The 12874-nt window shown below is 36.4% G+C and carries 12 protein-coding genes; 3 read left to right on the top strand and 9 right to left on the bottom strand.

Annotated features, from left to right (window positions below):
* Window positions 1-66 precede the first annotated feature (66 nt).
* The gene (locus DWX32_RS06955; RefSeq protein WP_118659484.1) at window positions 67-2310 is read left to right on the top strand and encodes a tetratricopeptide repeat protein; all 2244 of its coding nucleotides are present in this window, start codon (window positions 67-69) and stop codon (window positions 2308-2310) included.
* A gap of 111 nt (window positions 2311-2421) precedes the next feature.
* Here the strand turns inward: DWX32_RS06955 and DWX32_RS06950 are convergent, their stop codons facing one another.
* The 9 genes from DWX32_RS06950 to DWX32_RS06910 form a co-directional block, all read right to left on the bottom strand.
* Window positions 2422-3612, bottom strand: coding sequence for an ABC transporter permease (locus DWX32_RS06950; RefSeq protein ID WP_118659482.1), 1191 nt, complete (start codon window positions 3610-3612; stop codon window positions 2422-2424).
* Window positions 3605-4489, bottom strand: coding sequence for an ABC transporter ATP-binding protein (locus tag DWX32_RS06945; RefSeq protein WP_005338319.1), 885 nt, complete (start codon window positions 4487-4489; stop codon window positions 3605-3607). The genes DWX32_RS06950 and DWX32_RS06945 overlap by 8 nt, the downstream gene beginning before the upstream one ends.
* Entirely contained in the window at window positions 4473-5252 is a 780-nt protein-coding gene (locus tag DWX32_RS06940; protein ID WP_117805393.1) for a hypothetical protein, read from the bottom strand. The genes DWX32_RS06945 and DWX32_RS06940 overlap by 17 nt, the downstream gene beginning before the upstream one ends.
* Complete coding sequence (locus DWX32_RS06935; protein ID WP_005348545.1) at window positions 5239-5778, bottom strand: RNA polymerase sigma factor; 540 nt, start codon at window positions 5776-5778, stop codon at window positions 5239-5241. The genes DWX32_RS06940 and DWX32_RS06935 overlap by 14 nt, the downstream gene beginning before the upstream one ends.
* 142 nt (window positions 5779-5920) lie before the next feature.
* On the bottom strand, window positions 5921-7708 hold the full coding sequence (locus DWX32_RS06930; protein WP_243037563.1) for an ABC transporter permease: 1788 nt from the start codon (window positions 7706-7708) through the stop codon (window positions 5921-5923).
* 776 nt (window positions 7709-8484) lie between these two features.
* Window positions 8485-9165 carry an ABC transporter ATP-binding protein gene (locus DWX32_RS06925; RefSeq protein ID WP_055265588.1) on the bottom strand — a complete coding sequence of 227 codons (681 nt, stop codon included), beginning with the start codon at window positions 9163-9165 and terminating at the stop codon, window positions 8485-8487.
* Window positions 9166-9273: 108 nt separating this feature from the next.
* On the bottom strand, window positions 9274-10182 hold the full coding sequence (locus tag DWX32_RS06920) for a sensor histidine kinase (RefSeq protein ID WP_055265586.1): 909 nt from the start codon (window positions 10180-10182) through the stop codon (window positions 9274-9276).
* Window positions 10179-10862, bottom strand: coding sequence for a response regulator transcription factor (locus DWX32_RS06915; protein WP_055265584.1), 684 nt, complete (start codon window positions 10860-10862; stop codon window positions 10179-10181). Before DWX32_RS06915 ends, DWX32_RS06920 begins: the two co-directional genes overlap by 4 nt.
* A 239-nt stretch (window positions 10863-11101) precedes the next feature.
* A complete protein-coding gene (locus DWX32_RS06910; protein ID WP_118659480.1) occupies window positions 11102-11863 on the bottom strand; it encodes a helix-turn-helix domain-containing protein in 762 nt (253 codons plus the stop codon).
* A 319-nt stretch (window positions 11864-12182) separates the two neighbouring features.
* On the opposite strand from DWX32_RS06910, the gene DWX32_RS20860 reads away from it, so the two are divergent.
* Both DWX32_RS20860 and DWX32_RS20855 read left to right on the top strand, forming a co-directional pair.
* Window positions 12183-12389, top strand: coding sequence for a hypothetical protein (locus DWX32_RS20860; protein ID WP_416388056.1), 207 nt, complete (start codon window positions 12183-12185; stop codon window positions 12387-12389).
* Window positions 12386-12739 carry a DUF4143 domain-containing protein gene (locus DWX32_RS20855; RefSeq protein ID WP_055265580.1) on the top strand — a complete coding sequence of 118 codons (354 nt, stop codon included), beginning with the start codon at window positions 12386-12388 and terminating at the stop codon, window positions 12737-12739. The genes DWX32_RS20860 and DWX32_RS20855 overlap by 4 nt, the downstream gene beginning before the upstream one ends.
* Window positions 12740-12874 lie beyond the last annotated feature (135 nt).

The following is a 12874-nucleotide window of genomic DNA, read 5'->3' as shown; positions in this document are numbered from 1 at the left end:
TTGAATCGATGCGATTTTTCTTCTATTAGCACTTGCTTAAAAAATCATATCAGCGAAAGTAATCAAATGAGTCAGCCTGATTTTTTATACGAATTATTTGAAGATTTTATGGATGATCCGGCAAATCAGGATTTTTCTATGGATAATGGTCTGGTTTGTCGTTGGCTGACCGGTCAAGCAAAGATCAGTCCCAAAATATCTGCCTACTATTCCAAACCCAGTAATCAGAAAAAACTGGCAGAAACCATTCACCAGAATCTGCTTCCATTGATGTCTGACTGCAATATGGCTATGCAGGATATATACACATTATTTATACAAGATGACACCATCTCCGATGCCAAAAAGAAAAATCTGGCTTCTCTGTACAAACCAGCCAGCTCACGTCTGCTTTTTCTTGCAAAGCTGATTTCTTTTGGCATGGAGCGACAATTTATCAAACGTGATACTAAAAATCAAAAATTAATTGCCGGAGGTGCCCTGTCACCCATTGTGCTGGATTATATTATGGACAGTGAGGTTCCGAAACCATGCCGTCATTTTATCGGAAGAGATAAAGAACTGGAAGAATTATATACCATGCTTGAAGAAAACCGTCATGTTTTTCTTTGCGGAATTGCCGGTATTGGAAAAAGCGAACTTGCCAAAGCCTACGCAAAACATTGCAAAGAGCATTACACTAACATTCTATATGTAGAATATACCGGCAATCTTCATCAGGATATTACTGACATGGATTTTATTGACGATCTGCCGGAAAGCACTGAACAGGAACGGTTTCAAAGACATAACCGTTTTCTGCGTTCCCTGAAATCTGATACTCTGTTGATCATAGATAATTTTAATGTCACTGCTACACAAGACAGCTTTCTGTCAGTAGTATTAAAATATCGCTGCCAGATTTTGTTTACAACCAGAAGCAGACTGGATGAATACTGTACTCTGCCATTAAAAGAAATATCAGATATGAACGCTCTCTTCCAACTGGCATCAGTATTTTATTCAGCGGCAGACACGTACCGGGCAACAGTTGAAAAAATCATCGAAACTGTTCACTCTCATACTTTTGCCGTGGAACTGGCAGCAAAACTTCTGGAAAATGGAATCTCGACTCCAGACCAGTTATTAACAAGACTTCAGGCGGAAAAAGCATCTTTCCATAACGAAGATAAAATTAAAATAATCAAAGATGGACAAAGCAGCAAAGCCACCTATTACAATCATATCCATACGCTGTTTTCTCTATACACTTTATCTCTTAAACAGCAGGATATCATGTGTAATCTATGCTTTCTTCCTTCCACCGGTATTTCTGCCCGTATATTTGCCAAATGGCTGGAACTGCCCACACTAAATGAAATCAACGATTTAATTGAGACTGGTTTCGTTCAGACAACAACACGTCGCACACTCTCTCTGCATCCGATGATTCAGGAAATCACTCTTTCAGAGACAAAACCAGCTGTAAGTAGTTGCCACACATTGCTGGATTCTTTACAGCACATATGTTTAATGCATGGAATGGAAGTAGATTATTACAAAAAGCTATTTCAAACAATAGGAAATATCTTAGATCTGATTGAAAAAGATGATATGCCAAAGTATCTGCTTTTTCTGGAAAATGCATTTCCATACATGGATAACTATAACTATCACAAAGGTATGAAGGGAATCATTCAGGAACTGAAGGTGCTGTTAAAGACAAAAAGCATTGGCACCGACTCTGACCGGGCGTTATTACTGGATTTTCAGGCAGCCCTTGAAACCCAACCTGAAAAAGCAATAAAACTGGAAAAAAATGCACTTGCCCAGATAGAAAATATCACTGCTGACAATGCTCGCCTCGTTTCTAACCTTCATGCCAATCTCGGAGGACTTTACCGCATGAACGGTTATCCCGATCTTGCAAGAGAACACATGGAAAAAAGCATCTCACTGCTTGACCAATTTAACCTGCTTCATATAAATGACAGCATACCTCAGATTGCCAATTATGCAATGTTCCTGACAGAACAGCAGGAACCCGAAAGAGGAATCTCCGAATTGCAAAAATTATCCGGTATCATCAAGGAATACCATTCCGATGAATGTCTGGATTATGCCAAAGTACAGGAAAACCTTGCAACCATTTATCTGATGACCGCCAATCTTTCACAAGCCAAAACACATTTTAAAAAAGCTTTCAAAATATATGAAAAGATCTGGGCTGATGAGCCTGAAATGATTGAAGCAAAATATCGGGAGATTCAGGAGTTATATCCACAGATTGGATTTTCCATTGGAAAAACTCTATCTGGTCTTTTAACATAATACGTGCAATTTAAGGCGGGCAACTTGCCCGCCTTAAATCTTTAAATTATGCTTTGATTTTTCCAGAAAATATTTTACTTACTTTGTTTTTCATGAGTATGAATACAATTTTTACTTATTTCCGTATCTGCGAAAACTCTTATAAATAAAAGGCAGTAAGGCTATTGCCATCACGGTATACATTACCATTACAAGCGGAATTTGTCGAAATACACAATTCCCAATCTGATAAATAAGTGGGACTTTTACACTTGCCTGTACATTTGTCAAAATTGTTGGTATCAAATTGAAAAGCGTTGTATACCCAGAAAGTGCCCGTCCTATAAATGGCAATAAGCAATATAAAAAGAACGGAATGCAAACAGCGACACTAATTGTATGCATTTTAGCCGCTACTAACATAGACACTGAAGCCGCCAGCATACTGGCTATAAATCCACATACAACTGTCAACAAATAGTATTGTCCATATGACATAATGTAAATACTATATGCCTGATACATTTGATAGGGTGTATTCATACCACTGGTTCCCATAATTCCAAAGCAAATCACACTAAGTAATATAATTCCCATACAATAAATCATAACTGTCGTAACTATTCCTGCCAGTATTTTTGTTTTAACAGCTTTTGTACGTCCATACTTTGTAGAGAAAAATACTGCATCTGCTTTTGTCTGAAAATCATCTGCAAATATTCCAGCACAAATAAAACCAACTATGATTGCCAGAATAATAGAATACGTTTCTACATACATAATCATAGTATCCCATGAACTATAAGATTCGTATTCTACTGGTAATTTTATTTCATTATATTTCCTTTCCAAGTATTTTTTCTGAACAGCAGTCTTTCCATATTCTTCTGCCACCTTTTTCATATTTTTATGATAAGTGTTATAGAACTCTTGTATATTTTCTTCTGTAATTTGATTCAGAACACTTTCATCATATTCTGCATCCGGTGTTAATACCGATATTATAAAACCCCTAATATCATCTATCGGTTGTAATGTCGTTCCGTAAATCGCATTTTCTTCTGAGGATTGTGTCACCGCATTTTTATTTTGTTCTATAACTTTTCCAAGTTCATCTTCTGTCAATGTACCTTTCCATGCTCGTCTGTTATCTGTAAGTTTTCTTGTTGCCATAATTCCAGTACTAGCATTTCCATTCTCATCCACATAGCGATTACTTGTAACTGCAAATCCGCTAAAAATGACAGCAAGTATCAATGCCAATCCGATTGCAAATACATTAATTTTCTTTGAAAAAATTCGTTTTAATTCTAATTTAAGCATCTTGTTTTTCCTCCGATTTTTCTCCAAAATAAAATAGAAATGCATCTTCCAGATTTTTTTCTACAGCCACAGCATCTTCTGTTGGCTTTTCTATTGAAATAATTCTAAGCTCTGCTCCGGTTTTTGTTGTTTTTATATTTCCAACCAAATATTCATTCATATATTTGTCTATCATACTTCTCGAAACATTACATTGCCATACCTTTTCTTTCATAGAAGATACTAAATCTTCCGCAGTACCTGCATAAAAAAGTTCTCCATCTTTCATTAACATAATGTTATTCGCAATGTACTCAATATCCGATACAATATGTGTAGACAAGAGCACCAAACGTTCTTCCGACAATTCACTAATTAAATTACGAAAACGTATTCTTTCATTCGGGTCTAATCCAGCGGTAGGTTCGTCCAGGACAAGAATTTGCGGATCGTTTAACATCGCCTGTGCTATTCCTACACGTCTAACCATTCCTCCAGACAAATTCTTCATTTTTCTTTTACTGAATTTTTCCATTCCTACTTGATTTAATAATTGCTTCACTTTTTTTCTGGCAAACGGCATTTTTAACCCTTTTATAGAAGAAATGTACATCATATAATCATATACGGTCAAATCTGGATAATATCCAAAATCCTGTGGTAAATATCCCAGAACTTCTCGGTATTCACCTCCTAGTTTCCATATATCTTTACCATTCCATAATATTTGTCCTTCTGATGGTTGAACAATCGTACAAAGCATACGCATTAATGTGGTCTTTCCTGCTCCATTTACTCCAAGCAGTCCATAAATTCCTTTTTCCATAACACAATTCACTTTATTAACAGCATTTACTTCTCCGTATTGTTTTGTTACATTTTTAAATTCTAATTTCATACGTGTAATCCTCCAAAATTTTTTCATCAAATACTAATGACTTCTGAACACAAAAAACAAAATATACAAAAGTCAATATCAGCATAGCCACCCATACCGGAGTTACAATTTTCTGATAAATAACATCATTTGCAACAATCATCATCCATAAACCAACCCATACCAGACAAGAAAGCACTGCTATATATTCTGATTTTTCCCATCTGCTGTACAATACACGAAAACATATACAACATGAAACATTTACCGGAAGCAAAAAATTAACCACCAAATCACTTAACGAGAGTATTGTTGTTTGATATGTAATTGCCAAAAACACCATAACGATCACCAGATCCACTACTCCAAACATTAACATTCTTGCTGTACAAATCTGACGCAGTGTGTAATAAGACGCCTGCTCAATCTCAATCGCACCATTTCTTCTGTTTTTCCAAATTTCCGGGATAATCAGAACCACAAATATTGTGGCAGATATTCCCATAATCCTCATCATATCTTTTATGTCTGACGTATAATTACTCAACCATATCCATAGACACATAAGAACACAACCTTGTAAAATCCACCATCTTTTTTTTATGAATTTTGTCTGCTCATACAAAAATTCAAAATAAGATGTTCTATGCGATTGTTTCGATAAAACCGACTCTGACAAAATATTCTGACATGCTTTTACTGTTTTGTTCTCTGCTTCAGCCCTTACATACTTTTCTTCAATCTCCTCTTTATATTCCTTTATTTGTTGCTTATAATTCTTCATCTTTTTTCACCTCCAACTCTTTCATTAAAAGTTCTTTTGCTCTTCCGATTCGATATTTTACAAGAGAAAGTTTGATATGAAGTAATTCTGCAATTTCTCTTTGCTTCAATTCCTGAAAAAAATATAAAACTGCCGTTTCTCTAATTTCTTCCGGTAACTTTCTCACTGCCTGTTCAATAGTTAATCGGACTCCTAGCTCTTCTACATGATTTTTACTACAGTCCTCTGATTTTAGCAGTTCCTCTGATGGAATATCTTTTTTCTTTTTGTAATAATTTTTAACGGTATTTCCGGCAATTGTATAAAGATAATTCTTAACTTTTCCATATTCTTTATATCTATATAAATTGGAAAAGAAACGTGTAAACACTTCTTGTGTCAAATCCTCTGCCTCATATGGATCATTGATATGTAGCAAACAATATTGATATATACTTGAGTAATATTTTTTGACCAGTTTTTCACACGCATCTTCATCTCCTGCTCTTGCTAGATGTACTAACAAAGAATCAGTTTTGTATTCCATTCGCAAATTTGCCTCCCTCTGTTTTCTAAATAATATAACAATCCTACTATAAAAAAAGTTAGGATTCTTTTGTTTTTATTTATATTTTTCTAAAAAGGCGCATGGATTCATCAAATCCATACGCCTAATTTACATATTGTTATTATTCTTTCCGAATCCTTTCAACAATGCTTTCCCGACTCATCTTTTCAAACTGATACTTTGGTATCACATACGCAATCCCAACCAAAATTGGAATCATAAGCACACATGGCACGATTGTAAGATGCAGCCGGAAGAAAAATGCCGTACCGAGCGTATTTACTAAAATCTGCTTTGCTCCAAATACAATTAGCAATACTGCAATCACAAATGCGCCTCCCAAATATAGGAATCCCTCAGTCACTAGCATTTTCGATACCTGTTTTTTCGTCATTCCCACAACTTCCAAAAGTGCCAGTTCTTTTTTTCTGCTGATTACAGAGGTTGCTGTTGTATTAAAGAAATTCATAATGCCAATAAAAGCTAAAATAACAACAAGAAAACTACCGATCATATAATATTTACTGACATACCGCTGAAAGCTCTCTTTCATGTCCAATACAGAAAACACGTTGATCATATCATTTTCTTTCAAAATATTTTTATCAATGTATTCTTTTATCTGCTTGTCCTCGCCCTTCTTTGCATCAATGGCAGCATACATGGCTGATTCATTTCCTGTCTGGGTGATATACTCCTCTTCGGGAACCAATACCGTGATATAGATACAGTCCGCATACGGATAATCCAATGCATATGGCATCAGTGCTTCTCCGATGACTTCGTAATCTTTTTGGTTTCCATTTTTGTAATCCATCTGAAAAATACCCCCAGTCTGATAATAAGAAACCGGACGCTCTGCATATTTATTACCATAATCTACAAGCACATAATTTCCGCTTTTAAATGTATCCCAAGAGCATTTTTCCCCTCTCCATTCTAATTTGTCAAACACCGACTCGCTGATTCCGAGAAAATGAACACTTACTGTATTGGAAGCCTTTGCCTCTTCCCAAACCTGTTTTTCATAATCGTTCCAGTTTTTTTCATATTTATCTGCGAATGCTTCCCATGTTTTCAGAAGTTCCGGCTCCATCTTGTGGGTTTCCTCAGAATAATACACATATCCTGTCTTAGCACTATCAGGACATTCGTCCAGAATCTCTTTGATTTCAGGTGTAATACCGTTGAAATTCGTATTTAACAAACTTCCCGTCATCTGATCCAGTTGAAAATCGGAAGCTAAAAGCACTTTTCGGTAAGAATCAAAATCATATCCCTGCACCAGCATCACGATACAGTTGACAACCACCATAGAAAGAGCGATAGAAAGCATAACAATCAATCCCTTTTTCCAATTTCGTAACACATTTTGAACTGCCATTCCCCACCAGGTTACAGAAGTATTCTTTTTTATTTTCCTATGTGACTGCTCTCCCTCTGCCAAACGCAGAGCTTCCACAGGAGATACCCTTTCCACCATTTTACAAGCCTGCAGACTAGAGAGATACACCGTTAAAAGTGTCAAAAGCGCTGCTGCAAGAAAAATCAAAGGATTTGCTGATACTACTGTCTGAGCAGTCTGTCCTGCCTGTGCACTAATTTCAGCATCTGCTGTCAAGGACGGAGCCATACAAAGACCTGCAAGATAACCACAAAGCAATCCGATTGGAATACCAATAGCTGATAATCTCCACGCCTGCATACGTACAATTTTTTTCAACTGCTTTCCCGTTGTTCCCACGTTCTTTAACAATCCGTAAGCCCGGATATCAGTTTTCACAGAAATGTTAAAGATATTATAAATAATCAGGTATCCAGCTAATATAACAAATAGAATCATTATAATTAAGGAAGAAAATGAAAATGAATCCTCTTCAAAGAGATTATATGCCGGATTGACTTCCATTCCTGTCCCAGCTCTCGTAAATCCCGCTGCTTTAGATATCTTTTCCGTTTTCTTTTCCAGATTCCAAAGGTTCTTGTACCAGAGAAAATACTCTTTTCCTCCATTGTAGATACCATTTTCTAATTCTTCCTGCGTAACGGGATAACGATTCTCCTTTGCATAGGCTTCGGATACCCAGACCATCTGACCTAAAACAGCTTTGTCTCCTTGCCAGAATCCACATATCTTAAACGTATCTGTCTTATATTGTTTCAGCATGGGATTTACTTCCCAGGTCAGCGTTACTTCTTCCCCAATCTTTGGTGTAACTCCCAGAGATTCCAATACCATGCTGCTAAGTGCTACTTCATTTTCTTTCTCCGGCAGTCTTCCTGTGGTTGGCAGACAATTAAAACTTTCTGCCGTATTTTCATCTGCATATCGGACCTCTACGGAAAAACCAAACCTTTCGTCCATTCCAGCTCCCAGAAAAATACCGGAACCATATCGCTTAACATCTTCACTCTGTTCGATTGTTTGCTGCAATCGCTTTGCATCTTCTTCTGACAGATTCTGTGCACTGGCATGGGCAGAATCCATAAACTGCTTAATTTCCGTTGCTCTTTTGGAAAGAATCATAGATACACTTCCCACAAAGAGACTTGTGAATAAAAGGGAAGTCAGAATGATTGCAATAACGGCAATAACATTCCTGGCGCGATTCATTTTCATAAAACGACTCGTTAATAATCGTAACGTCTCTTTATTCTCTACTTTTACCATAAAATCGCCCCCTGCTATACCACACCACTGTCTGAAACAATTTTTCCGTCTTCTATCTGTAAAATCCGGTCTGCCATCTGGGCAATCTCTTCATTATGGGTAATCATAACGATGGTTTGGTGAAAACGCTTACTGGTTACTTTCAGAAGCCCTAATACATCCTGACTTGTCTTCGAATCCAAATTTCCAGTCGGTTCGTCAGCGAGCAAAATGGCAGGTTTTGCAGCTAAAGCCCTCGCAATTGCCACTCTCTGCTGCTGTCCGCCGGATAGAGCACTTGGCAGATTTTCCAATTTTGTTCGAATACCAAGTGTATCAATGATTTCATCTACATATTTCTTTTCAATCTTTTTTCCATCCAGCTTCACGGGAAGAATAATATTCTCCCATACATTCAACATCGGAACCAGATTATACTGTTGAAATACGAAACCAATATTCCTGCGTCGGAAAATGGTAAGCTCTTCATCTGTCATATGGCTTAAGTTCTGTCCATCCACAATTACCTGCCCAGATGTTGGATTATCTAATCCTCCAATGATATGAAGCATCGTAGACTTTCCGCTCCCGGAAGTTCCAACAATCGCTACAAACTCCCCCTTTTCCACTTCTAAATTTACACCATCAAGGGCTTTGACTTCTGTTTCTCCTTGTCCATATATTTTTTGTAAATCTACCGTTTTTAATATATTCATGTCTTCCTCCCTGTCTTATATTTTAAAAAAGCCTGTATTGCTCTTTACAATACAGACTTTATCACAACAATGTCTCTATCCGGTTTCTGAAATATCACAGTTTTGATACTATTCCTTTTTTGATATCGGGAGAAACACAGAAAAGATAGAGCCCTTTCCTCTCTCTGATGTCACTTTTATATACCCTTTTTGTGCCTGAATAATCTCTCTTGCAAGGAATAAGCCAATTCCTACTCCTGGCTGGTCTGCCACTGACAGACTCCGATAAAACCTTCCAAATATCTTTGGTATTTCTTCTTTTTCTATTCCAATGCCATCATCAATAATATCAATCTTTACAAAGAAAGAATTCTGCTCAGCTTTTACCTGAACATTTCCCCCACATGCTGTGTATTTAATCGCATTATCTACAATATTTCCGAGTGCCTCCACAGTCCATTTTGGATCACATAGAACATGCAAATCCGTGTCACATAGGCTCAGAGTAATATTCTTCTCCCTTGCTTTCACGCTAACCTGCTGCTGTATGGATTCAAGCATCTGTGTAATAGTAGTATCCTCCGAATGTACTGCGATAATTCCACTCTCCATCCGTGATAATTTGACCAATGATTGTATCAGGAAATCTAATTTCTCTGTCTGCTCCAAAATGGTATCTATCTCCTCCTGATTTTCATGATTTGTTTCAGAGAGTATTTCACCATAAATTTTCAAATTTGAAATAGGAGTCAACGTCTGATGCGCAATGTCGGAAATAAGTTTCTGTATCACTTCTTTTTGTTCCTGTTGGTTCTTTCTTGCCAGAAAGCTACTGTCTAAATGTTGTTTCATGCTGTTTTCAAGAGCAGAGTACTTTTCTTCTGATATTTCTGTCCGTTCCAGTTCTCCATCTATAGCACAATCCAGCATTTGCTGCAGCCGGTTCAAAAGCTTTTTTTCTTTCTGATAAAAAATGCTATGCCAGAAGATTCCACTTAAAACAAATATTCCTACAATCAATATAATTATTTCTATCATCCATTCACCGCCCAGGTATAACCAATTCCATAAACCGTTTTGATATATTTAGGCTTCTGCGTATCATCTTCTAATTTGTCTCTGAGACGTTTAACTGCAACAGTCAGAGCATGAGCATCCACAAACTCTGTATCTCCTTGCCATACCTCGTCAATCAGGTATTCTCGCTTCACTACTTTTCCTCTGTTTTCGCACAGCACTTTCAAGAGTTTTTGTTCTGTCTTACTCAGTTCAATAAGTTCTCCATTTTTGAAAAATTCCATTTTATCGAAATAGAACTCGAATCCATCAAACTCCATAGAATTCTTAACTACTGCATCTTTATTTCTAAGCTGCACAGACACTCTTGCACGCAAAACCATCAAACTAAACGGTTTCGTAATATAATCATTTGCCCCAGCGTCCAATCCTGTTACGATATCTACTTCCATGTTATTTACTGTAAGCAGGATAATCGGCACCTGACTGTTTTTCCTTATTTCTCTTACAAAATCAATCCCATTCCCATCCGGCAAGTTCACATCTAATAAAACCAATGTGATATCTTCCTTTTTCAAGATTTCTCTAGCCTCCTGCAAAGTCTGGCACTGATAAAAGAAATAGGAATCATTCTTCAATGCGAGACGTATTCCATCATTTAATTTTTTGTCATCTTCAACAATCAGTAAGTTTTCACTCATATTTTCTCTGCTTTCTTTCAAATTACGCTAATTGTATCATTGCCAGTTTTATAAATCAAATTATTAAATCAAAATCTCCGGCAGAAATTATCTTATAAACAGAAAAAAGCTCCCGAAGGGGCTTTCCACGTTTTAAATGTACACTAATTCTCTTAACACAACCTCTTCTGCATCATTCCATATTTCCCATGAAGAATGTTGTAAATTAGTACTATCCACAACAATAACAGGTAATTTAATTATTCGTATTTTTTCCCGATAATGTAAATCGAAACTACCATACCGCCTAATATCATAATTAGGAAAATTTTATTCAAAATATCCCATAAAGCTATATTGAAACAATTGATTATTATAATACCTGCAAGAGGATATAAAACAACTGTTGCAAGTATCCATATTTTTAAAGTTGTGCAGATATATATCCAATTTCCATTGTTAAAAGATAAACCAACTAGATGTATTCTAAAAATTCCTTGTGAAACATAATTTATCTTGTTGGCATCATAATATGTTGGTAATATGTCTTTTGCAAAGAAACAAAACCATGCACCAAATAAAAGCATTCCCCCGGTAACTAGCAATATATCCCTTTTCATCTCAGCTAACGAACTTCCAGATACAACTAACATAATAATTTCTGTAATAGATATAAAAAAACATAACAAATATGCTAATATCCAGTTTTTTCTATGCTGGTGAATAGAATCCCTAACAGCCATATCGAGAGAGCCTACTACCAATTCCTCGATTTCTTTTTTATCAATATTTTTCTGTGTATCTATTTTTTCTCCACGTAACAATTCTGTAACGGTAACATCTAATATATCAGCTATTGGTATGAGTAATACGACATTGGGCATACTAAGACCACGTTCCCATTTGCTAACTGTTTTATCTGATACATATAATTTTTCAGCCAAATCCTTTTGAGTTAAATTCTCTTCCTTTCTTAATTCGGTTACAAATAAACCGAATTTTTCATTACTAATCTGATACATATATCCACCTCCTGCACACATATTATAATGAGAGTGTACATAAATCAATCGACCAGCAGTAGAATTGCAGAATATTAGCACATAATTCATCAAATAATCTCCCCATCATGAGCTCGACCGTGCTATCCGCTGTGGAAATAATACCGGTGCTTCTGTCTACAATGATAGAGGCATTCTCTTCTTGTAAAATACAAAAATTGTCAAATTTTAATAGTTTCTGCATTTCAGTGCATAAACTTAATTTTTTTCATGAGTTTATGCTTACTCTTTCCATGTTGATTTCAATTGCGATATTTATGTTACTGGTTCGAATGCTTATATGCTCTCCTCTGAATATGCTACCTATTTATCAGGCAGATGCGTAGAAATAAAGATGCTTCCATTGTCCTTCTCTGAATTTTTAACATTCCATGATTTTGAAATAAGAGAAACCAAAAGTGCGTTAGGTGGCACACGCAAGCAAGCATTTGATAAAACCGGCGAACACTATGAACTCCAAGCGCTCACACTGTTCAGGCCTATGTGAATGCGCTACTGGAAGCATACTTCTTCTATGACATCAAGAGATTTGATATTAAAGGAAAGGAATTCTTACGTACTCTTGGAAAGTATTACATCGTTGATATCGGACTTAGAAACTATCTGCTTGGATTCAGGGATCGTGATAGCGGACATGCAATAGAAAATGTTGTTTACTTTGAACTGCTACGTAGAGACTATGATGTCTCTATTGGTAAAGTGGATAATTCCGAAGTGGATTTTATCGCAACAAAAGTAGATGACAAACTTTATGTTCAGGTCACAGAGTCCATGTATATCAATACACCGGTACCGGTGGCAAGGAAAAAACTATCAAACATCCGCTGTATCGACTGATTCACGATGAACCAAATCCGGAAATGCTAACATCTAATCCACAGCCTAAACCCTACCGCAATTTTCCGGCCATCCACTTTTTCTCCAATCAGACCAAAAAGTAGATATGTTTCCATATAATAAAACCGAGCTTTC

The organism is Blautia sp. AF19-13LB (genome assembly GCF_003479105.1).
Taxonomy (GTDB): domain Bacteria; phylum Bacillota; class Clostridia; order Lachnospirales; family Lachnospiraceae; genus Fusicatenibacter; species Fusicatenibacter saccharivorans.
Note: the sequence above shows the minus strand (reverse complement) of the source record. Positions and strands in the feature narration are given on the sequence as shown.